This window comes from Mycobacterium sp. SMC-15, assembly GCF_045310925.1.
Taxonomy (GTDB): Bacteria; Actinomycetota; Actinomycetes; order Mycobacteriales; family Mycobacteriaceae; genus Mycobacterium.
Map to the genome: position 1 here is coordinate 35,216 of NZ_JBJIAJ010000016.1, position 21,691 is coordinate 56,906.

Consider the following 21,691-nt stretch of genomic DNA (forward strand, 5'->3'; position numbering starts at 1 on the left):
TGCATGACCCGGCACGCGCCGCCCGGTCCGATACGGTGCAGCTATGACGACCAGCCTGGCTTCGCTATGGACCGCGTTGATACCGCTCGCGCTGGTGGTGGCCCTCTCGCCGATCACCGTCATCCCGGCCGTACTGGTGCTGCACACCGCACGCCCGCGCGAGACCGGACTGGCCTTCCTGCTCGGTTGGCTGGTGGGCCTGGCGGCCCTGACGCCGCCTTCATCGCGATATCCGGACTGCTGGGCGGACTGCACACGACCCCGCCGACCTGGGCGTCCTGGTTGCGGATCGTCGTCGGTACGGTGCTGATCGCGTTCGGCGTCTACCGGTGGGCGACCCGGCACGGGCACGGCGAGATGCCGCGCTGGATGCGCTCATTCACCTCGATGTCCCCGCTCCGCGCGGGCCTGACGGCCGCGGCGCTCGCCGTGATTCGGCCCGAGGTTCTGTTCATGTGTGCGGCGGCCGGCCTGGCCATCGGCAGCGCCGGACTGAGTAGAGAGGACAGTTGGCCCGCGGCCGTATTTTTTGTCGTGCTCTCCGCATCCTCGGTGCTGATCCCGATTCTGGGCTACCTGGCGGCCAGCGACCGACTCGACCCGGCACTGAACCGGCTCAAGAACTGGATGGAGCAGCAGCACGCCGCGCTGACCGCCGTCGTCCTAGTCCTCATCGGTGCGATGGTGGTCTACAACGGTATTCACGCGCTATAGCCGGCGTCGCCGCCGGCCAGCATTAAGATCGCGGCCGTGGGACTGGACGATCGCGATGCGCTGCGCGTGCTGCATGACGCGTTTGCCGTGCCATCCGACGGTTCCGGTGTTGTCGCGCAGTTCTTCACCCGATGGTTCGGCACCGACCCGTCGGTGCGTGACCTGTTCCCCGCCGACCTGACCGCCCAGCGGTCCGCTTTCGCGCATGCCATCAGCTGGGTGCTCGGCGAATTCATCGCCCAACGGGCCCAGGAACCCGTGGCGCTTTTGGCTCAACTGGGCCGTGACCACCGCAAGTACGGTGTGACGCAACGCCATTACCAGGTGGTGGGCCGAGTGCTGCTGGCTACGCTGAGTGACGAGTTGGCCGACCGGTGGACCGCAGCCATCGACGACGCCGCCCGCGAAGCGCTGAACCTGATCATCGGGGTAATGGGCGGGGCCGCCGACGCCGAAGAGGGCCCGGCGTGGTGGGACGGCACCGTCGTCGAGCACCTGCGGGTGTCCCGCGACATGGCAGTCGTGCGGATCCAGCTGGACCAACCGCTGCCCTATCACCCGGGCCAGTACGTCAAAGTCGAGGTGCCGCAGTGCCCGCGATCGTGGCGCTACTTGAGCCCGAGCATGCCCCCCGACCAGACCGGGGCCATCGAGTTTCACGTCCGCGCGGTCCCCGCCGGTCTGGTCAGCACCGCCATCGTCAACGAAACACGGCCCGGCGAGCGGTGGCGACTGTCCAGTCCCCACGGCGGATTGCATGTCGATCGCGACGCCGGTGACGTGCTGATGGTGGCCGGAAGCACCGGCTTGGCCCCGCTGCGGGCGATCATCATGGACCTGACCCGGTGGGGCGTGAATCCTCGTGTGCACCTGTTCTTCGGTGGCCGCTATCCCTGCGAGCTCTACGACCTGCCCACCCTGTGGCAGATCGCGGCGCACAACCCGTGGCTGTCGGTGACCCCTGTGTCGGAGTACGCACGCGATCCGGAATGGGCCGCCGACTACCCCGACGTGACCCCGCCGCGGGGATTGCATGTGCGGCAGACCGGGCGGCTGGCGGAGGTGGTCACCCGGTACGGCAGCTGGGGCGATCGCCAGATTCTGGTCTGCGGCGGTCCGGAGATGACGCGGGCTACCGTGTCGGCTTTGGTCGCCAAAGGAGCTCCCCCACAACGCATTCAACACGACCCATTGTCGGAGTGAGCATGACTGATCTCGAGCCCTGCGTACTGTCCGATCCGTCGTCGTCGCTGACGGCGACGTTCGTCCCGAACGCCGGCATGATCGGGACGTCACTGTGCGACGACGGCGTGGAACTGCTCGGCCAGCGCCGGGGTGTCGCCGGCTATGTCGCCGAGCACAAGACCATGGGCATTCCGCTGTTGTATCCGTGGGCGAATCGATTGAGCGGCAACGGCTACCAGGTGGACGCTACGGAGGTGACGCTCATCCCGGGAATCGGCGGAGTGCACGCCGACCAATTCGGCGCACCGATCCACGGCACGCTGGCCGGGGATGCCGGTTGGCGGGTGAGCGCGCGATCGCCGTCGGCCTTGACCGCCGAACTCGACTTCGGGGCCCGCCCGGACCTGTTGGCTTCGTTCCCGTTCCCGCACCTGCTGGAGTTGGCCATCACACTGGCGGACCGCACCCTGACGGTGCGTACCACGGTCACCGCCACCAGCGCCACGGCGGTGCCGCTGTGCTTCGGTTTCCACCCGTATCTGCAGCTTCCCGGTGTGCCCAGGGCGCAATGGCTCGTCGAGACCCCGCCGATGCGGTCGCGGATCGTCGACGCGCACGGCCTCCCCACCGGCGCGATCGAGCCGCACCCGGCATCGGCAAAGCTGTTGGGCGAGGAGGTTTTCGATCACGGTTTCGACGAGGTGGCGCCGGGAGCGGTGTTCGCGCTCTCCGGCGACGGCCGACGCATCGAGGTGCGGTTCGACCAGGGGTATCCGGCGGCGCAGATCTACGCGCCGGCCACTGAAGACGTGGTCTGCTTCGAGCCGATGGCCGCACCTACCGACGCACTGCGCCGCGGCGGCTATGCGGTAGCACGCTTAGGACAGCCCGGCGTGGCCCAATTCTCGATCCACGTCCGTTGACTCTGCGCCTACGGCGCAAAAGTGCGAGTAGGGCACGCCGTGGACGCAGAGTCAACGAGACAAACGGCTAGCGACGCGGTTGCCAGACCACCACGGCGGTGCTCTTGGGCACCACCGCGATCTCGCGACGCTGGTTGGCGCGCAACATCTCCAACTCCGCGTTCATCTCCTTGACCCGCGACTGCAGCGCCTCAACCTGGTTGGTCAACTCGATGATCCGCTTGATGCCCGCGAGGTTGACACCCTCGTCGTGCGATAGCCGCTGCACCTCGCGCAGCAGGTCGACGTCCCGCTCGGAGTAGCGGCGTCCGCCGCCGGAGCTGCGCTGCGGACTCACCAAACCGATCCGGTCATAAGTCCGCAACGTCTGAGCGTGCATCCCGGCCAGCTCGGCGGCCACCGAGATCAGGAAGGTGCGGGCATTGTCCGATTTGCTCATGAGCGATTACCCGCCCATCCGGCCCGCGGGTCGAATCCGCTGGACTGCTCCGCCGCCGCGTACGCCTCGAGCGCCTCTTGCGCCGGACCCTCCAGATTCGGTGGGACCGCGACCTTTACGGTGACCAGCAGGTCGCCGCTACCGCCGCCACGTTTGGGCACACCACGCCCGCGGACCCGCAGAATCCGGCCGTCGGCGGTACCTTTCGGCACCCGCACGCCGACCTTGCCGTCCAGCGTCGGGACCGAGAGAGTGGTACCCAAAGCAAGCTCAGAGAAGCTCACCGGGATGGTGACCGTCAGGTCGTCGCCGTCCCGCCCGAAGACCTTGTCCGGACGCACACGCACCGTCACGTAGAGGTCGCCCGAGGGCGCGCCGCGCAGGCCGGCCTCGCCTTGGCCCGCCAAACGAATCCGTTGGCCGTCTTCGACACCGGGGGGAATCCGCACGTTGATGGTGCGGGTCCGGGCGGCCCGCCCGGTTCCCTTGCACTCCGAACACGGGTGCTCGATGATCGACCCGCTGCCACGGCAGTCGGTACACGGCTCCGAGAACCCGAAGGCGCCCTGATTACTGCTGATCACCCCGGAGCCGTTGCAGGAGACGCACACGCGCGGACTGGTGCCCGGCCGGGCGCCGCTGCCGTGACAGTTGGTGCACGGTGCGGCACTGGTCAGCCGTAGCGGCATCTCCACACCCTTGGTGGCCTCCAGGAAACTCAGCTCGGAGTCGGTTTCCAGGTCGTTGCCCCGCCGCGGCCGGCTGGGCCGTTGCTGCGCACCGCGTCCGAACAGGCCGCCGAAGAGATCACCGATGTTCGCCCCGCCGGTCTGTCCGGCCGCGCCGAACAGGTCGTTGAGGTTGAACTCGTTGCCGTCACCGCCGGTGGAGAACCGATCGAAGTTGCCGCCACCGAACCCGCTGCCGCCGTTGAAGCGCCGCCCGAAGCCGCCGCCGGCGAACAGCCGCCGGGTCTCGTCGTACTCCTTGCGCTTGGCCTCGTCGGACAACACGCTGTAGGCCTCGGACACCGCCTTGAAGCGGTCGGCGGCGGCCGGGTTGTTCGGGTTGCGGTCCGGATGCAGTTCGGAGGCCAACTTGCGGTAGGCGCTCTTGATCTCTTTCTCGCTGGCGTCGGAGGAGACGCCCAACTCCTTGTAGAAGTCCTTTTCGACCCATTCACGCTGAGCCATGACGCGTCACCTCCTTACCTGTCAATTCTCTTCAGCAGTGTCACCGTCGACAACCGCGCCGTCGGCCGCGGCGTCCGGGACGGTGTCGACCACCCCGACCATCGCGTGCCGCAACACCTGCTCACCGAGCTTGTAGCCCTGCCGCAGGACGCTACCGATCACCGAGTGTGTCCCGTCGCCCTCATGCTGCACCGCCTCGTGCAGCGAAGGGTCGAACTCGTCGCCCTCGGCGCCGAACGACGTCAGCCCCATGCCGGTGAGCGCACCGGTCAGCTTGTCCGCCACCGATTTCAGCGGACCCGATTCCAGATCGCCATGGCTGCGGGCGCGGTCCAGGTCGTCGAGGATTCCGAGCAATTCGGTCACCACTGCGGCCTTGGCCCGGTCCGCGACGCCTTGCTGGTCGCGCAGCGCCCGCTTGCGGTAGTTGGCGAAGTCCGCCTGTACCCGCTGCAGGTCCGCGGTCAGCTCGGCGACCTGGTCGGCTTGGGCGGCCTGCCCTTCGTCGGCGGCCGGCTCCTCCGGTGCCGGCCCACTAGGGGCCGGCCCGGAGGAACCCTCCCGCACCTCACCGGTTTCCGGGTCGATGCGCCGCTTGTCAGTGACGGTGATGGTCTCCGGAGACTGTTCGCGCGAGTTCTCTTCGCTCACTTGGTGTCTCCGTCATCGACCACCTCTGCGTCCACGACGTCGTCGTCGCCACCGGACGGCCCGCCGGCGTCACCGACGCCCTGCTCGGCCTGGGTGGCCTCGTAGATCGCCTGGCCCAGCGCCTGCGACTCGACGCCGAGCTTCTCCATCGCGGACTTGATGGCACCGATGTCGGTACCCTCCAGCGCCTTCTTCGCGTCGCCGATAGCGGCGTCGACCTTGGCAAGGGTGTCCTCGGGAACCTTCGAGCCGCCTTCGGCTTCGCGCTGCTCCTTGACGAACTTCTCCGTCTGGTAGACCAGCGACTCGGCCTGATTCCGCACGTCGGCCTCTTCGCGACGCTTGCGGTCCTCCTCGGCGTGCGCCTCGGCGTCCTTGATCATCCGGTCGATCTCCTCCTGGGAAAGGCCGGAGCCCTCCTGGATCTTGATCGTGTTCTCCTTGCCGGTGCCCTTGTCCTTGGCGGTGACGTGCACGATGCCGTTGGCGTCGATGTCGAAGGTGACCTCGATCTGCGGGACACCGCGCGGGGCCGGCGGGATACCGGTGAGCTCGAAGGAGCCGAGCAGCTTGTTGTGCGAGGCGATCTCACGCTCACCCTGGAAGACCTGGATCTGCACCGACGGCTGGTTGTCGTCGGCCGTGGTGAAGGTCTCGCTGCGCTTGGTCGGGATGGTGGTGTTGCGCTCGATCAGCTTGGTCATCACACCGCCCTTGGTTTCGATACCAAGGCTCAGCGGGGTGACGTCAAGCAGCAGAACGTCTTTCACCTCGCCCTTCAGCACGCCGGCCTGCAGGGCGGCGCCCACGGCGACAACCTCGTCGGGGTTGACGCCCTTGTTGGGCTCCTGGCCACCGGTCAGCTCCTTGACCAGCTCGGTGACCGCGGGCATGCGGGTGGAACCACCCACCAGCACCACGTGGTCGATCTCCGACACCGAGATGCCGGCGTCCTTGATCACCGACTGGAACGGCTTGCGGGTGCGGTCCAGCAGATCTTGGGTGATCTTCTGGAACTCCGAACGGGTGAGCTGCTCGTCGAGGAACAGCGGGTTCTTGTCGGCGTCAACGGTGATGTAGGGCAGGTTGATCGAGGTGCTCTGCGAGCTCGACAGCTCGATCTTGGCCTTCTCGGCGGCTTCGCGCAGCCGCTGCATGGCCATCTTGTCCTTGGTCAGGTCGATGCCCGAGGTGCCCTTGAACTTGTCGACCAGCCAGTCGACGACACGGTCGTCCCAGTCGTCGCCACCGAGGTGGTTGTCACCGGAGGTGGCCCGCACCTCGACCACGCCCTCGCCGATCTCCAGCAGGGAGACGTCGAAGGTGCCGCCACCGAGGTCGAACACCAGGATGGTCTGTTCCTTGTGGCCCTTGTCCAGGCCGTAGGCCAGCGCGGCCGCGGTCGGCTCGTTGACGATGCGCAGCACGTTCAGCCCGGCGATCTGGCCGGCTTCCTTGGTGGCTTGGCGCTGGGCGTCGTTGAAGTAAGCCGGCACGGTGATCACGGCGTCGGTGATGTCCTCACCGAGGTAGGCCTCCGCGTCGCGCTTGAGCTTCATCAGCACCCGGGCGCTGATCTCCTGCGAGGTGTAGTCCTTGCCATCGATCTCGACTTTCCAGTCGGTGCCGATGTGGCGCTTGACCGAGCGGATGGTGCGGTCGACGTTGGTGACCGCCTGGTTCTTGGCGGGCTGGCCGACCAGCACTTCGCCGTTGCGGGCGAACGCGACGACCGATGGGGTGGTGCGCGAGCCCTCCGAGTTGGCTACGACGACGGGGTCGCCGCCCTCCAGCACTGCGACGCACGAGTTGGTGGTCCCGAGGTCGATTCCGACCGCACGAGCCATTGTGGTTCCTCCCTGGTAGACGATATCCCTAGTCTGAGCGGACTGCGCTCAAGGATGCTCCTTGGGCGGCTTGGCTGTCAACCCAGACTTGAGTGCTTATGACTCAACTTGTCGAAGTGGTCAACGGGAGGGAGCCCGGGTTTGTTCCCGGGAGGATCGGTCAGCTGTCAACGACCGTCAAATGTCCGCTACCCGCTCCGCCAGTACGGCCAGCTTGGCGTCGAGCTCTTCGGCAGCCGCCAGCAGCTCTGCATTGGGTTCGACGACCATCAGCGAGGACGGCTTGACGTAGGTCAGGCTGCTGCGGCCGTCCGCCTCACCGACAAGCAGCAGTTCCACCGGCGCGAACAATCCCGCAGTCACGTCATGGCGCAACATGGCGATCGCGATCAACGGGTTGCCGACGATGGCGCGCAGCACTTTCCGGTCGATGCCGGCCTTCGTGATCCAGCCCCCATGGTCGAAAGTCGCAAACAGCATGAATCCACTGGGGCCAACATAGGATTCGACCTTCGCCCGGTAAGAGTCCCAACTGACGAAGTCCTTCGGAAAGTCATCGATCGGGACGGGTCGATCACCGACGTCGGCCAGCAATGCAGCAACCAGCTCGTCATAGCTCTTGACGCTCTCGTAGCGCACCCGGACTCCGGAGAACCGGGTCTCACGCGGTTCAGACTGCGACACGATCCGCCTCCAAGGTGTTGAGGTCTGCCCATTGCTCGAATCGGTCCTGGACGTGTGCACGTGGTGTGCGGTCCACCAGCAGGCTCAGTACGTCCGGGCGGCTGTAGTGACCGCGCGAATCCATCTGGGACTTACGGGCGTCGATCACGGAGAAGTCGAGGTCGGCGATCACCTCGCCCTCGCCGGAGCGCAGTGGCTCACCGAGCATTTCGCCGTGCGGGTTGATGATCGCGGTGAAACACCCGCCCGAGATGGGACCGGGCGGACACCCGGTGTCGGCCATGATTCGTTCCTGCTGATCGGGGTCCAGCCACGCGGTGGCATTCACGACGAAAGCGGCCGACTCAAGCGCGTGATTGCGCACGCTGATCTCGACCTGTTGCGCGAACAGGTCACCGGCGAACGACCCCGGCCACATCCCCGAGTGGATCTGCTCGCCGTCGGCGATCAGGGCATACCGCGCCAGCGGGATGTAGTGCTCCCAGCAAGCGAGCTGCCCGATCCGCCCGACCGTGCTGTCTACAGCGCGCAGCCCGCTGCCGTCGCCCTGCCCCCAGATCATCCGTTCGTGGTAGGTCGGCATGATCTTGCGCCGGCGCTGCAGCAGGCTCCCGTCGGCGTCGAACAGCAGCTGGGTGTTGTACAGCGATCCCCCGTCCCGTTCGGTGACGCCGATCGAGACGACCATTTCGGCCTGCCGGGCCGCCGCCGCGATCGCGTCGATCTCCGGCGACGGAATCGTCACGGCCTGCTCCATCAATCTGAGGTGTTCCGGTCGCATCTCGAAAGGGCGCTGAACGAACGCGAAGTACGGGTAGTAGGGGATCACCGTTTCGGGAAATGCCGCGAATCGCACGCCGTGGTGCGCCAGCTGCGCAATCTTGCCGACCACCCGCTCAACGGTCCCCTCCCGGCTGTAGAGCACGGGGCTGATCTGCACGGCGGCGGCTCGAATTGTGTTCATCGTCCTCAGCCCTCGAGCCGCTCGATGATGGTGGCGTTAGCCATTCCGCCGCCCTCGCACATCGTCTGCAGTCCGTAGCGTTTTCCGCTGTGCTGCAACGCATTGACGAGGGTCGTCATCAGGCGCGCACCACTGGCGCCCAACGGATGCCCGATAGCGATCGCGCCGCCATTGACGTTCGTCTTGGCCAGATCTGCGCCAGTTTCTTTCGCCCAGGCCAACACCACCGGAGCGAACGCCTCGTTGACCTCGAACAGGTCGATGTCGGACAACCTCAGACCGGCCCGCTGCAGCACCTTCTGGGTGGCCGGGATCACCCCGGTGAGCATGTACAGCGGATCGGACCCGACGACGGTGGTGGTGTGGATCCGCGCCAGCGGCCGCAGGCCCATCGTCTTGGCGAACTCAGAGCTGGTAATCATCACCGCTGCACTGCCGTCCGACAGCGGTGATGAATTTCCGGGGGTGATCTCCCAATTGATTTGCGGGAAGCGCACCTTCATCGCTTCGTTGTAGAACGCCGGACTCAAGGCCGCCAAGGTTGCGACGCTGGTTCCGGGCCTGATGATCTCGTCGGTGGTCAGGCCGGCGATAGGGGCGAGCTCATCGCCGAACAGCCCGTCCTTGGTGGCACGCGCCGCCTTCTCGTGACTGTTGGCGGAGAACTCGTCGAGTTCGGTCCTGGAGAAACCCCACCGGGCCGCGATCAGCTCGGCGCTGATGCCCTGCGGCACCAGGCCTTCCGGATAGCGCTCCGCCATCCCCTCACCAAATGGGCTGCTGCCCGGCAACAGCGACACGCCCATCGGTACGCGGCTCATCGACTCGACCCCTGCGGCAATGACGACGTCGTAGGCGCCCGCCAATACACCCTGGGCCGCGAAGCTGATTGCCTGTTGACTGCTGCCGCACTGCCGGTCAATCGTGGTGCCGGGCACCGACTCCGGGAAACCCGCGCCCAACAGGGCATTGCGGCCGATATTGACAGCCTGATCGCCTACCTGTGTGACAGCACCGACGATGACGTCGTCGATCCGGGTCGGATCGATACCCGTTCGCCGCACCACCTCGCGCAGGCTGTGCGCCAGCAGGTCCGCGGGGAGGACATCGTGCAAGGCCCCGCCGGGCTTGCCCTTGCCGATGGGAGTGCGGACGGCCCCGACGATGACCGCGTCGCGGCCTTGATATCCGGACATCACTCAACCTCCTGACATCTGAGTATTGCTTTCTATACTCAGCTATACACCCTGGGTATAGTAGAGTCAACTCAGGAGTGAGGTGGATGGAGATGACTTTCCTGCAGGGCCCGCTGGCGGATCGCGATGGCTGGTCGGCGATCGGCGAGTGCCCCGTCGAAAAGACCATGGCGGTGGTCGGCACCAAGTCCGCGATGCTGATCATGCGTGAGGCCTACTACGGCACCACCCGCTTCGACGACTTCGCGCACCGGGTTGGCATCACCAAAGCCGCGACCGCGACACGGCTCACCGAACTCGTCGACCTCGGATTGCTGGCCCGCCGGCCCTACCGTGAGCCCGGCCAGCGCAGCCGCGACGAATACGTCCTGACCGAGGCCGGCACCGATTTCATGCCGGTGGTCTGGGCCATGTTCCAGTGGGGACAACGCCACCTGCCCAACCGCGGTCGGCTACGCCTGACGCATCTGGACTGCGGCGCGGACGCGCTGGTCGAGATCCGCTGCACCGAAGGTCACCGCGTCGAGCCCGGCGAACTGGGTGCACGGCTGGTCAGGTCGAAGGCGCCACGTCCTGAATGACACCCGCGCGACGACACGCCCGATCAGGTGGACGCCGGGATGTGCCGGAAACCGTGCAAAGTTGCCAGTCCACGTGGCGTCGGGGGTCCGTCGAGCTGCAGGTCCGGGAAACGTTCGAACAGCGCCCGCAGCGCGATGGTGGCCTCCATGCGAGCCAGGTTGGCCCCGAGGCAGGCGTGAATACCACTGCTGAACGACAGATGCTCTTTGGCGTTGGCCCTGGTGACGTCGAAGCGGCCGGGCTCCTCGAACACGTCGGGGTCGTGATTGGCGCCGCCCAGCAGCAGCGCCACCGTTTCGCCCGCGGCGACGTGGTAGCCCGCCAGCTCGAGGTCGCAGAGGGCGTTGCGTGACGTCATCTGCACCGGGCTGTCGAAGCGCAGGACTTCCTCGACCGCGCCCGGCCACAGCTCGGGGTCCTGGCGCAGCATCGCCAGCTGTTCGCGGTGGCGCAGCAACAGCACGATCGCGTTGCCGATCAGGTTGATGGTGGTCTCAAAACCCGCGCCGGCGAGCAGCAGTGCCGTCACGCCCAGCTCGCGTCGGTCCAGGTCCCCGTCGCGAATGATCTGGCTGTAGATGTCGTCACCGGGGTTGTTGCGCAACCGCTCAATGTGGTCGCTGAACTCGTGATCGTTTTCCCGCAGGGATTCCATGGCAACCCGAAAGGTTTTCCAGGACACCCCGATATCGAGCAACGGTGCGCCACGATCACCCCGGTCGAGCATCTGCGGCCGCTGCTCCTCGGGGATTCCGAGAATCTCGGCGATGATCAAAGCCGGTAAGGGCCCGGCGAAATCGGCGATCAGATCCGGGCGTGCTGTCGATTCCACCCGATCCAGCAGTTCATGAGTGATCTCGACGATCCGGGTCCGCAGTCTGTCGATCGCACGAGGTGTGAACGCGCGCACCACCGCACGCCGGTAACGGGTGTGGTCGGGTGGATCGACCACCAGCATCGAGGGCGGCTCAGCCGGATTCGGCAGCTGGGGATCCGTTCGGCTGATCAGCCAGCGGGTCGTTCTCGGCAGATTGATATTGGCCGGGTTACTCGCCCCGAACCTGTCGTCGCGCAAGATTGCGCGGCATAGCTCATGGTCGGCGGTCACCGAGACGAACGGCGTGCGCGTCAACCGACCGCGGGCACGGATCTGTTCGGTCAGCGCTTCCGGGTCGCCGCCACGCACCGGGCCGATGAGCAAACGTGCCATCGGGTCGCCGCGCCGCGCTTGCACCGCAAGGAACGCGCGCGGAAACCCCTGCAACAGCACCCACCGAAGCCACAATTTTGGTCTCATCGCTGCGCACCTATCGCCGGCAGCACGAACGCCGACCCTGCGGCCACCGTTGCCAGGTGCCTCATCAACAGCGCTTCCGGAATCAGACCGGTGGCGCGACTGGCGGCGGCACTGAGGAAGTCGGGCCGCATGTTGACCACCTTCCCGAACCACGCCGACTCTCGGACCAGCGGCGCCACCCGTGGCCGCCGGAACGCGACGAACCGGGCGAACGCGGTGGGCAGATCCGGTGCCCGGTCGACGAACTCAGCCAGGATGGCGGCGTCTTCCAAGCCCTGACAGCCACCCTGGCCGAGATGCGGACGCATGGAATGGGCCGCGTCGCCGACCAGCACGATGGGTCCGCGCGCCCAGTGCCGAGCGGGCGCGCGGTCGTAGAGGTCGTCGCGCAAGACGTCGGCGGGCGAGGTCGCGGCCAGAATGCTCGGGAGCGGCTCACACCAATGGGCGAATTTGGCTCGCAGGTAGGCCAGTTCTCCTTCGCCCGCCCGCTGTCCCTCCGGGACCCGTTCGGTGGCGAACCAGTAGGTCAGGTCCGGCCCCATCGGCACATGGCCGGTTTCGACTCCGGGCCCCATGGTTTCCCCGGCCAGGTCGGGGTCCAAGGCGTAGGCAGCGATTCCTCGCCATGCGGTGTAACCGACGTAGCGTCGGCGCAGCGGGCCGTTGAGGTGGCGGGCCAGAACCGAATGGGTGCCGTCGGCGCCGACGACGGCATCGAAGTTCTCTGCCGTGCCATCCGAGAGTTGCAGCGCGACACCGTCTCCCGCCATCGCCACGTCGGTGGCGGCGACCCCGTAGTGCAGGCTGCCCTCCCCCAACGCTTCGGCAAGGATGTCGCGAAGTACCGAGCGCTGCACCACCACGAGCGGTTCACCCAGTGCCCGCACCATCCGCTCGGCCGCCGGGCGGCGCAGCCACGATCCGTCGTACCAGCGCGCCGCGCCGGCGGTGATCCGGCCCCCGGCCGCGCGGACCTCATCGCCCAGACCGAGGTGGTCCAGCGCGGCCAGCGCGTTGGGCCAGATGCTGATGCCGGCGCCCGATGAGGTGTCGGTCCGTTGTTCGACGACGGTGACTTGGTGACCGCGTCGCTGCAGCCCGATCGCGGTCGCCAGCCCGGCGATGCCGGCCCCCACCACGCCGATCCGCCTGCTCATCGGGCCGGACCGTCGGTGTCGTGGGTAGCCAGCCAGGCTGTCCGCCGCCTGTTCGAAGCTCGAGACAGCCAGGCGTCCTGAACCACTTCGGCCAGTTCACTCTTGCTGATCGCGTACAGGTCTGCCTCCCGAACCAGAACGGACAGATGACCGTTGAAATGGTCAGTGCTGAAAAACGGTGTGCTGGGGTCTTGGATGAGGGCCTGCTTGTCGGCGTCGGACTCCACCCAGATCACGATGACATCGGGGTAGGCCGCACCGGTCACGGGATCCTTGGCGTCGGGCCGCGGGGTGCGGAAGAACACGAACGATTTGCCGCCCACCTGGTAAATCGGATTGCCTTTCGGCCCTTCGATTCTGGTGACGTGCGGCATCGACGCGGCGACCTCGTGCACGTCTGCGACTCGCGCGGGTCGATCGGCCATAACCGCAACCGTAGTCACCCGTCGAACAGCAGGCGCGCGATCCGCTCGACCGTGACCATCGGATCAGCGACCTTCACGCCGTCGGCTACCGCGTCATTGAGCCAGAGCGTCGCAAAGCCATGGACCAACGACCAGGCCGCCAACTCGGCACCGGCCGGATCCGCACGCGCAGCCACGTCCTCCAACGTCGCCACGCCCCGGGAAAGTTCAGCTCCGGCAGCCATTTCCGCAGCGACCAGCTCGGCATCGGCGGGATCCAGCAGCGACTTGTCGAACATCACTTCGTAGTGGCCTGGATGATCCAGCGCGAACCGCACGTAGGCCAACGCGGCGTCGACGAACCGGCCCCGAGCTGCGGTGAGCGCGGCGCTCAACAGCTGAAATCCTTCGGTCGCCAGTGCGGTGAACAGGCCCCGCCGGTCGGTGAAGTGATGCGCCGGGGCGGCATGCGACACCCCGGCCGCGCGCGCCAGTTCACGCAGCGACACCCGGTCGGCCCCCTGCTCGGCCACCAGGCGCGCCGCCTCGGCCAGGATCGCCGCACGCAGATCGCCGTGGTGGTAGGTCGAACGGGCCATAGCGGTCACCCTACAAGACAATCTTGACACCGACTAGATACCGGATTTACGCTCGGCGCCATAACTTGTCATTGCCTAGATCCGGAGGTTGTCATGGCTCCCTTGATCACGCTGCTGGCGGGCAGCCTGGCCGCCCGGATCGTCGGCTGGTGCGGCATCGCCTACGTGGACTCGTGGGTTCGCGCGATCGCCATCGGCCTCGCGGCGATGTTCTTCCTCACCGGTGTGGCCCATTTCGCACCACCGCTGCGCGGCCAGCTGATCGCGATCGTGCCACCGGCACTGCCCGCGCCGGGTTTGCTGGTCAGCGTCACCGGCGTGCTCGAACTGCTGGGTGCAGTGGGCCTGCTGCTTCCGGCCACCCGCGTCGCCGCCGCCGTCTGCCTGCTGGTGCTGATGCTGGCGATGTTCCCGGCCAACATCTACGCCGCCCGGATGCCTGATCCGCCCCAAGCAATGACGACGAGGCTGCCGGTGCGCACCGCCGAGGAGATCCTCTACCTGGCCGCCGCGGCGATGGTCGCCTTCGCTGGATGACGGCACCGGGGTCGGCTCGTCGTAGCGAAACAGCAGGGCCCGAGCGCCATGGGCTTTGGTCCTGACCAGCAACCCTGGTGCGTTACCCTCGCACCGATGTCACTTTCCCCCGCCCCGCACCCGGTTTCCACGGCTGCACTGACCCGTGAGAACGAGGGCTACCACAAGGACCTGGCACCCCGACAGCTGCAGATGATCGCCCTGGGCGGTGCCATCGGGACCGGGTTGTTCCTCGGTGCCGGCGGCCGGCTCGCCTCGGCCGGACCGGGCCTGTTCGTGGTCTACGCGGTCTGTGGCGCCTTTGCCTTCCTTATCCTGCGCGCGCTCGGCGAGCTGGTGCTGCACCGGCCGTCGCCGGGATCGTTCGTCTCCTACGCGCGCGAATTCTTCGGGGAGAAAACCGCATACGTCGCGGGGTGGCTGTACTTCCTGAACTGGTCGATGACCGGCATCGTCGACACCACCGCGATCGCCAGCTACTTCCACTATTGGCACCTGTTCGAGGTGATCCCACAGTGGACGCTGGCGCTGATCGCCTTGTTGGCGGTGCTGTCGATGAACCTGATCTCGGTGAAGCTCTTCGGCGAGCTGGAATTCTGGGCAGCGCTGATCAAGGTCCTCGCGCTGATGACGTTCCTGGTGGTCGGCACCATCTTTCTGGGCGGCCGCTACCAGGTCGACGGTCAGGAAACCGGCCTGCACCTCTTGACCCAGAACGGCGGATTCCTGCCCACGGGCCTGCTCCCGCTGGTGTTGGTGACCTCCGGAGTGGTGTTCTCCTACGCCGGGGTCGAACTGGTCGGCACCGCAGCCGGCGAAACCCCCAACCCCGAGAAGGTCATGCCGCGGGCGATCAACTCCGTGGTAGCGCGCATCGGGATCTTCTATGTGGGATCGGTAGTGCTGCTGGCACTGCTGCTGCCCTACACCGCGTTCAAGGAGCACCAGAGCCCCTTCGTCACGTTCTTCTCCAAGGTCGGCTTCACCGGCGCGGGCAGCTTGATGAACCTGGTGGTGCTGACCGCCGCGTTCTCCAGCCTCAACGCCGGGCTGTACTCCACCGGTCGGATCCTGCGCTCGATGGCCGTCAACGGCAGCGGCCCGGCGTTCACCGCCAAGATCTCCAAGAACGGGGTGCCCTACGGCGGCATTCTGCTGACCAGTGGCGTCGGGCTGCTGGGCGTCGTGCTCAACGCGCTGCGTCCCGGCCAGGCCTTCGAGATCGTGCTCAACATCGCCGCGGTCGGAGTCATGGCGGCGTGGGCGACGATCGTGGCCTGCCAATTACGGTTGCTCCGGCTGGCCAATGCCGGGGTGCTGAAACGTCCGTCGTTCCGAATGCCGCTGGCCCCCTACAGCGGGTACACGACCTTGCTGTTCCTGGCGGGCGTGCTGGTGCTCATGCTGTTCGATCACCGCAGCGGCCCGTTCGTGTGGGGAGTGCTGCTCATCGGCACACCTGCACTGATCGTCGGTTGGTTCCTGGTGCGCGGGCGGGTGCAGGCCGCCGCAGCGCTCGCCGAAACGACGCCCCCCGAGCAGACCCCGGCCATGGCCGTGCAGCCGGATCCCGACGAGTAGAAGGCCCGAAACCAGATGGCCCGCAACCGTTACGCAGCCAGACCCCCGCTGTATGGAATGGTGCTGGTCTTCTGCGCCATCGCGATCGTCGCCGTCACCGCCTACCTGCACGCCGGCTGGTGGTCGCTGGTGGGTTATGCGCTCGCCGCGGTGACGGCGGTCGCCGGTACGGCGCTGGCCTTCCGCGACTTTTCCTGACCGCAGGCCGCGCACCGGACGTCGCTCCGGTGGTACCGCGCGTCACTACAGCCACTGATGTCACTGGATGCGTACGCTAGGCCGCAACATATGTCAGCGGGGGAATGAGTGCGGGTACCAGACCAGACGAAACGCCGGACGGCCGGAAAACTGGCGCTGGCGGCTGCGCTACTACTGGCGGGTTGCAGTAGCACCGTCGACGGCCACCCGACCGCGGTTCCGGGAGGCGGACCGCCGGAGCCGTCGTTTCGGCCGCCCCGCACCAGCACCGCACCGCCGAGCCCGACGAGCTCGCCGAGCCCCACCAAGTCGGCCACCCCCAACCGGCCGGCCGATGCCATCCCGCTGCCTCCCGACGACAACGGTTACGTCTTCATCGAGACGAAATCCGGCCGGACCCGCTGCCAGATCTCGTCGGCGCAGGTCGACTGCGAGGCCCAGTTCACCAATACCCCGCTCAAGGACGGACAGCACGCCAACGGGGTCAGTATCAGTACCGACGGGTCCGTGAAATGGGTGTTGGGCAACCTGGGTGACATCCCGGTCGTCACCATCGACTACCTCACCTACCAAGCTCAAGGCTGGACGATCAACGCCGACATCAACGGCACGCGGTTCACCAACGACCGCACCGGCCACGGCATGGTCGTCAGCATCGAGAACATCGATACTTTCTGATTTTTCGGCCACGTCGCCTGCTAGTAGTTTCCGATACGATCGGTGAAATGGCGCGCTTCGGATCTTCGGACGGTTCCGGCAAACCCAGCGAGGACCAGACTCGGTCCATGCCCGCCGCCCAGCGCGGCCCACGGCCGCCAGGGCCGCCCCCGGCCCCCTTCGGCCCCGCCAACCCGGGACGCAACCCAGGCGATGCCCGTTACCAGCCGGGCAACGCACCCACCCAGTACGCCTCCTACAACGCCTTCGACGAACCGACCGATCCGACGGGCGCAGATTTCGCTGCGCCATCGGCCATCCCCTGGTTTCGCCGCCGATCGGTGCTGATCGCCTGGTTCGGGCTCATCGCGGTGATGATCGCGCTGGTGGTCTGGGGAATCATCCAGCTGACCAGCCACGGACCCGGCGGCGGCACCACCCCGGCGACCAGCTCGTCCAGCACCACCAGCAGCTGGACCAGTAGTACGACCAGCAGCACGACCAGTGCCTCGTCCAGTGCGCCCAGCACCACCGCGCCGTCGGCCGCCCCGCCCCGACAGGCCCCGCCGCAGCAGCCGCCGGCACAGCAGGCGCCGCCGCCGAGCGAGCCGCCGCACCGCCATCTGCCGCATCTGCCGTCGGTGATCACCATCCCGCCGATCCCCAAGGTTCCCGAGCTGCCGACGGTGATCACACTGCCGCCGCGCCGGTAGTCCACCGGCCCGGTACTCTCGCCGCATGCAACCACCCCGGAAGCCGGCTTGGCTCGGCATTGACGTGGTGGCCGTGTTGATCTTCTGCGCTCTCGGCCGGCGTAGCCACGACGAAGGCCTCACTCTCAGCGGCTTGGCGACCACGGCCTGGCCGTTTCTGAGCGGCACAGCGCTGGGCTGGCTGTTATCGCGCGCCTGGCGCAATCCCACCGCGCTCTGGCCCACCGGGGTCACGGTCTGGGTATCGACGGTGCTGGTCGGCATGCTGCTGCGCGAAGCGACCTCGGCCGGCGTGGCGAGGAGTTTCATCCTGGTCGCGTCGACGGTGACCGCCGTGTTCCTGCTCGGCTGGCGAGCCGTCTCCGAGCTTGTCGCACGTCGCCGCTCGGACAGCTGACGGGTTTCCGCCAGTGTCGTCGCGGGATTTCGTCAGGCGCGGCCCCTACCCTCGGTTCGTGTGAACCGATCGCCGGACGACCCGAATAACGAGCCGACCCAGATGGCCGGCTACGACTACGGCGGCAACGGTAACTACGGCGAGCCGGCCTATTACAGCGAGTACCGCGAGCCCACGGGACGCCAGCCCGAGTGGACCGAGCCGCCACCACCGACCCCCTGGTATCTGCGACCAGTCGCGCTGGTCGGCCTGGGCGTGGTGACCGCAATCCTGATCGCCCTGTTGGTGTGGGGCATGGTCCGGCTGGTGAACAAGGAACCGAGCCCCACCGCGCCGGCGACCACCCCGGTGACGTCCACCACCACCGCGCCCGCCGAAGCGCCCGCCGCCCCGGGCCCAGAACAGGCCCCGTCCGACGCCCCCACCGCCGAAAACCCGCCGCCGGCGACGGAGTCGGAGTCCCCCACTTCCACCACCGAGGCACCGACCACCACGACAACCACCGAACCGCCGACCACCACCACGGTGCCGCCGACCACGTCCGAGGCCCCGACTACGACGGCCCCGAGCACCACGGCTGCCCCCGCCACCCCGACGTCGACGCGACAGCCACCGGCGATCGTCATCCCGCTGCCCGGACTCTGAATTCCGACCGCCTGACCGGGCGCAAAAGCCCGGCCGAACAGTCGCCGGCCGATACAGTTAGGCCAGCCTTTGTCGCGCTGAACGGCCTCGGAGTGGCACTATGAGCGAGCACCGAGCAGGGCTTGAACTGGTGCTGCGCAAGATTGGCGGTAAGTTACCCGTCAGTAACCATAGCTAAGTTACTGGCCGGTAACTTGTGGATGGGAGAGGCTCTCCGTGACCGAAAATACCCAGATGCTGATCAGGCTGGTGGTCGGCCTGTCCATGACGGGGCTCGTCGGCCTGCTGGCCGCACGCCGGGTGTTCTGGCTCTTCCGACTGGTCATGTCCGGTCAGAAGGTCGGTGCCGAACGGACGAACGACATCAAGTCCCGGATCGAGACCCAGATCCGTGAAGTCGCCGGCCAGGCCAAGCTGCTGAAGTGGAATATCCCCGGGATCGCGCACTTCTTCACCATGTGGGCGTTCTTCGTCCTGATCACGGTCTACATCGAGGCCTACGGCCAGATGTTCAACCCCCACTTCGCCATCCCGCTCGTGGGGCACTGGGACTTCCTGGGCTTCATGCAGGACTTCTTCATCACCGCGGTCACCCTGTCGATCTTCGTGTTCATGGTCATCCGGGTCCTGCGCAACCCGACCGAGCACGGCCGGTCGTCGCGGTTCTACGGCTCGCACAACGGCGGTGCCTGGCTGATCCTGGTGATGATCCTCAACGTGGTCTGGACCTTCCTGCTGCTGCGCGGGGCCGCGGCCAACACCGGCACCCTGCCCTACGGCAAGGGCGCCTACCTGTCGCACCTCATGGGCAAGGTCATGGCGCCGCTGGGGCTCGCCGTCAACGAGAACATCGAGACCGCCGCGTTGCTGCTGCACGTCGCCGTGGCACTGGGCTTCCTGCTGATCGTGCTGAACTCCAAGCACCTGCACATCTTCTTGGCCCCGATCAACGTCACCTTCAAGCGTCTGCCCAACGCCCTGGGCCCGCTGCTGCCGATCGAGTACCAGGGCGAGCCGCTGGACTTCGACAACCCGCCGGAAGACGCGGTGTTCGGTCGCGGCAAGATCGACGACTTCACCTGGAAGGGCATGCTCGACTTCGCCACCTGTACCGAGTGTGGCCGCTGCCAGTCGCAGTGTCCTGCCTGGAACACCGGCAAGCCGCTGAGCCCCAAGTTGCTCATCATGGACCTGCGTGACCACTGGATGGCCAAGGCCCCCTACCTGCTCGGCGACAAGCCGATGCCGACCGGTGAGGTCGACCTGGCCGACGCCCAGCCGCTGCCCGGCCACCACGTGCCGGAGAAGGGCTTCGAGCGTATCGGCGGCTCCGGCCCGGAGCAGGCCGTCCGCCCGCTGGTGGGCACCGCCGAAGAAGGCGGCGTGATCGACCCCGACGTGCTGTGGTCGTGCACCAACTGTGGCGCCTGCGTCGAGCAGTGCCCGGTGGACATCGAGCACATCGACCACATCGTCGACATGCGCCGCTACCAGGTGCTGGTGGAGTCGGAGTTCCCCTCCGAGCTGGGTGTGCTGTTCAAGAACCTGGAGAACAAGGGCAACCCGTGGGGGCAGAACGCCAAGGAGCGCACCTCCTGGATCGACGAGCTCAACTTCGACATCCCGGTCTACGGCCAGGACGTCGACAGCTTCGACGGGTTCGAGTACCTGTTCTGGGTGGGCTGTGCCGGCGCCTATGAGGACCGCGCCAAGAAGACCACCAAGGCGACCGCGGAGCTGCTGGCCGCTGCCGGCGTGAAGTTCCTGGTGCTGGGCACCGGCGAGACCTGTACCGGTGACCCGGCCCGCCGTGCCGGCAACGAGTTCCTGTTCCAGCAGTTGGCCTCGCAGAACGTCGAGATGCTCAACGAGGTGTTCGACGGCCTGGACAAGCCGGACCGCAAGATCATCGCCAGCTGCCCGCACTGCTTCAACACGATCTCTCGCGAATACCCGCAGCTGGGCAGCGAATACACGGTGCTGCACCACACTCAGGTGCTCAACCGGCTGGTCCGCGACAAGCGACTGATTCCGGTCGCTCCGGTGTCGCGGGAGGTCACCTACCACGACCCGTGCTTCCTGGGTCGCCACAACAAGGTCTACGAGCCGCCGCGTGAGCTGGTCGAGGCCTCAGGTGCCAACTTGGTCGAGATGCCGCGTAACCGCGACCGCTCGTTCTGCTGTGGCGCCGGCGGTGCCCGGATGTGGATGGAAGAGCACATCGGCAAGCGGGTGAACCACGACCGCGTGGACGAGGCGCTGGCCACCGGAGCCACCACCATCGCCACCGGCTGCCCGTTCTGCCGGGTGATGGTCAGCGACGGCATCGACGACCGCATCGAGGCGTCCGGCCGTTCCGGTGTGGACGTGCGTGACATCGCCCAGCTGCTGCTGGAGTCCCTCGACATGGACTCGGTGACGTTGCCGGCCAAGGGCACTGCCGCCGAGGCCGCCGCCAAGGCGGGTCCGAAGAAGGTCGAGGAGAAGGCGCCGGCACCTGCTGCGGCTGCTGTGGCCACCGCGACGGTGGAGAAGCCGGCTGCCGAGGCCAAGGCCGCGGCCCCGGTCAAGGGCCTGGGGATGGCCGGCGCCGCCAAGCGCCCGGGCGCCAAGAAGGCGGCCCCGGCCGCAGCCCCCGCGGCCCCCGCGCCCGAGGCCAGCGCCCCCGCACCGGCGGCTGCCGCTGCCCCGGTGAAGGGGCTGGGGATGGCGGGCGGCGCCAAGCGTCCGGGCGCCAAGAAGGCGGCCCCGGCCGCAGCCCCCGCGGCCCCCGCGCCCGAGGCCAGCACCGCCGCTCCCGCGGCGCCCGCTGAGTCGGCCGCACCCGCGGCACCCGCCGCACCGGCTGCGCCGGTCAAGGGCCTGGGCATGGCAGCAGGCGCCCGCAAGCCCGGCGCCAAGAAGGCCGCCCCGGCCGCTCCGGCCGCCGAGCCCGCGCAAGCCGCCCCCGAACCGGCTTCCGCGCCGGTTGCTGACGAGCCCGAGACGGCTCCGGCAGCTCCCGAGGCGGCTCCGGCAGCGGAGGCACCCAAGGAACAGCCGCCGGTGAAGGGCCTGGGAATCCAGCGCGGAGCACGACCGCCTGGCAAACGCTGAGATAACAGGTTGGGGCCGTATGGGTGCAC

Annotated in this window: 22 protein-coding genes and 1 pseudogene; 12 read left to right on the forward strand and 11 right to left on the reverse strand. The window is 67.3% G+C overall.

Annotated elements, in window-relative coordinates:
• Positions 1-43 precede the first annotated feature (43 nt).
• The 3 genes and pseudogenes from ACJH71_RS20495 to ACJH71_RS20505 all read left to right on the forward strand — a co-directional run bounded on the left by ACJH71_RS20495 (position 44) and on the right by ACJH71_RS20505 (position 2,822).
• Positions 44-714: pseudogene (locus ACJH71_RS20495) on the forward strand (GAP family protein).
• 36 nt (positions 715-750) lie between these two features.
• A complete protein-coding gene (locus ACJH71_RS20500; protein WP_406759822.1) occupies positions 751-1,917 on the forward strand; it encodes an FAD-binding oxidoreductase in 1,167 nt (388 codons plus the stop codon).
• A 2-nt stretch (positions 1,918-1,919) separates the two neighbouring features.
• The gene (locus ACJH71_RS20505; RefSeq protein WP_406759823.1) at positions 1,920-2,822 is read left to right on the forward strand and encodes an aldose 1-epimerase; all 903 of its coding nucleotides are present in this window, start codon (positions 1,920-1,922) and stop codon (positions 2,820-2,822) included.
• A 67-nt stretch (positions 2,823-2,889) separates the two neighbouring features.
• Here ACJH71_RS20505 and ACJH71_RS20510 read toward each other — a convergent pair whose 3' ends face one another.
• The 7 genes from ACJH71_RS20510 to ACJH71_RS20540 form a co-directional block, all read right to left on the reverse strand.
• Positions 2,890-3,261, reverse strand: a complete 372-nt coding sequence (locus ACJH71_RS20510) for a heat shock protein transcriptional repressor HspR (RefSeq protein ID WP_406759824.1) — start codon at positions 3,259-3,261, stop codon at positions 2,890-2,892.
• Positions 3,258-4,454: a molecular chaperone DnaJ gene (gene dnaJ / locus ACJH71_RS20515; protein WP_406759825.1), complete on the reverse strand. Its 1,197-nt coding sequence runs from the start codon at positions 4,452-4,454 to the stop codon at positions 3,258-3,260. Before dnaJ ends, ACJH71_RS20510 begins: the two co-directional genes overlap by 4 nt.
• Before the next feature lie 21 nt (positions 4,455-4,475).
• Positions 4,476-5,105, reverse strand: coding sequence for a nucleotide exchange factor GrpE (gene grpE / locus ACJH71_RS20520; protein ID WP_406759826.1), 630 nt, complete (start codon positions 5,103-5,105; stop codon positions 4,476-4,478).
• Complete coding sequence (dnaK, locus tag ACJH71_RS20525; protein ID WP_406759827.1) at positions 5,102-6,952, reverse strand: molecular chaperone DnaK; 1,851 nt, start codon at positions 6,950-6,952, stop codon at positions 5,102-5,104. The genes grpE and dnaK overlap by 4 nt, the downstream gene beginning before the upstream one ends.
• A 177-nt stretch (positions 6,953-7,129) precedes the next feature.
• The gene (locus ACJH71_RS20530; RefSeq protein WP_406759828.1) at positions 7,130-7,636 is read right to left on the reverse strand and encodes a DUF302 domain-containing protein; all 507 of its coding nucleotides are present in this window, start codon (positions 7,634-7,636) and stop codon (positions 7,130-7,132) included.
• Positions 7,623-8,600, reverse strand: coding sequence for a nitrilase-related carbon-nitrogen hydrolase (locus tag ACJH71_RS20535; protein WP_406759829.1), 978 nt, complete (start codon positions 8,598-8,600; stop codon positions 7,623-7,625). The genes ACJH71_RS20530 and ACJH71_RS20535 overlap by 14 nt, the downstream gene beginning before the upstream one ends.
• 5 nt (positions 8,601-8,605) lie before the next feature.
• A complete protein-coding gene (locus tag ACJH71_RS20540) occupies positions 8,606-9,796 on the reverse strand; it encodes a thiolase family protein (protein ID WP_406759830.1) in 1,191 nt (396 codons plus the stop codon).
• 92 nt (positions 9,797-9,888) lie between these two features.
• On the opposite strand from ACJH71_RS20540, the gene ACJH71_RS20545 reads away from it, so the two are divergent.
• A complete protein-coding gene (locus ACJH71_RS20545; RefSeq protein WP_406759831.1) occupies positions 9,889-10,377 on the forward strand; it encodes a winged helix-turn-helix transcriptional regulator in 489 nt (162 codons plus the stop codon).
• Between the two features lie 23 nt (positions 10,378-10,400).
• On the opposite strand, the gene ACJH71_RS20550 is transcribed toward ACJH71_RS20545, so the two are convergent.
• The 4 genes from ACJH71_RS20550 to ACJH71_RS20565 are packed head-to-tail and all read right to left on the reverse strand — an operon-like array spanning position 10,401 to position 13,838.
• Positions 10,401-11,675: a cytochrome P450 gene (locus ACJH71_RS20550; RefSeq protein WP_406759832.1), complete on the reverse strand. Its 1,275-nt coding sequence runs from the start codon at positions 11,673-11,675 to the stop codon at positions 10,401-10,403.
• The gene (locus tag ACJH71_RS20555; protein WP_406759833.1) at positions 11,672-12,835 is read right to left on the reverse strand and encodes an FAD-dependent oxidoreductase; all 1,164 of its coding nucleotides are present in this window, start codon (positions 12,833-12,835) and stop codon (positions 11,672-11,674) included. Before ACJH71_RS20555 ends, ACJH71_RS20550 begins: the two co-directional genes overlap by 4 nt.
• A complete protein-coding gene (locus ACJH71_RS20560) occupies positions 12,832-13,260 on the reverse strand; it encodes an MmcQ/YjbR family DNA-binding protein (protein WP_406759834.1) in 429 nt (142 codons plus the stop codon). Before ACJH71_RS20560 ends, ACJH71_RS20555 begins: the two co-directional genes overlap by 4 nt.
• A 14-nt stretch (positions 13,261-13,274) precedes the next feature.
• Entirely contained in the window at positions 13,275-13,838 is a 564-nt protein-coding gene (locus tag ACJH71_RS20565) for a TetR/AcrR family transcriptional regulator (RefSeq protein ID WP_406759835.1), read from the reverse strand.
• A gap of 93 nt (positions 13,839-13,931) precedes the next feature.
• Here ACJH71_RS20565 and ACJH71_RS20570 point away from each other — a divergent pair, with 93 nt between their 5' ends.
• The 8 genes from ACJH71_RS20570 (at position 13,932) to ACJH71_RS20605 (ending at position 21,662) form a co-directional block, all read left to right on the forward strand.
• Positions 13,932-14,375 carry a hypothetical protein gene (locus ACJH71_RS20570; protein WP_406759836.1) on the forward strand — a complete coding sequence of 148 codons (444 nt, stop codon included), beginning with the start codon at positions 13,932-13,934 and terminating at the stop codon, positions 14,373-14,375.
• 96 nt (positions 14,376-14,471) lie between these two features.
• On the forward strand, positions 14,472-15,956 hold the full coding sequence (locus ACJH71_RS20575) for an amino acid permease (protein ID WP_406759837.1): 1,485 nt from the start codon (positions 14,472-14,474) through the stop codon (positions 15,954-15,956).
• 15 nt (positions 15,957-15,971) lie between these two features.
• Positions 15,972-16,154 (forward strand): hypothetical protein, encoded by a 183-nt coding sequence (locus tag ACJH71_RS20580; RefSeq protein ID WP_406759838.1) that lies wholly within the window; start codon positions 15,972-15,974, stop codon positions 16,152-16,154.
• Between the two features lie 108 nt (positions 16,155-16,262).
• Positions 16,263-16,832, forward strand: coding sequence for a hypothetical protein (locus ACJH71_RS20585; RefSeq protein ID WP_406759839.1), 570 nt, complete (start codon positions 16,263-16,265; stop codon positions 16,830-16,832).
• A gap of 47 nt (positions 16,833-16,879) precedes the next feature.
• On the forward strand, positions 16,880-17,524 hold the full coding sequence (locus tag ACJH71_RS20590) for a hypothetical protein (protein ID WP_406759840.1): 645 nt from the start codon (positions 16,880-16,882) through the stop codon (positions 17,522-17,524).
• A gap of 25 nt (positions 17,525-17,549) precedes the next feature.
• Positions 17,550-17,921: a DUF3054 domain-containing protein gene (locus ACJH71_RS20595; RefSeq protein WP_406759841.1), complete on the forward strand. Its 372-nt coding sequence runs from the start codon at positions 17,550-17,552 to the stop codon at positions 17,919-17,921.
• 60 nt (positions 17,922-17,981) lie between these two features.
• Positions 17,982-18,566: a hypothetical protein gene (locus ACJH71_RS20600; RefSeq protein WP_406759842.1), complete on the forward strand. Its 585-nt coding sequence runs from the start codon at positions 17,982-17,984 to the stop codon at positions 18,564-18,566.
• A gap of 234 nt (positions 18,567-18,800) precedes the next feature.
• A complete protein-coding gene (locus ACJH71_RS20605) occupies positions 18,801-21,662 on the forward strand; it encodes a (Fe-S)-binding protein (protein ID WP_406759883.1) in 2,862 nt (953 codons plus the stop codon).
• Positions 21,663-21,691 lie beyond the last annotated feature (29 nt).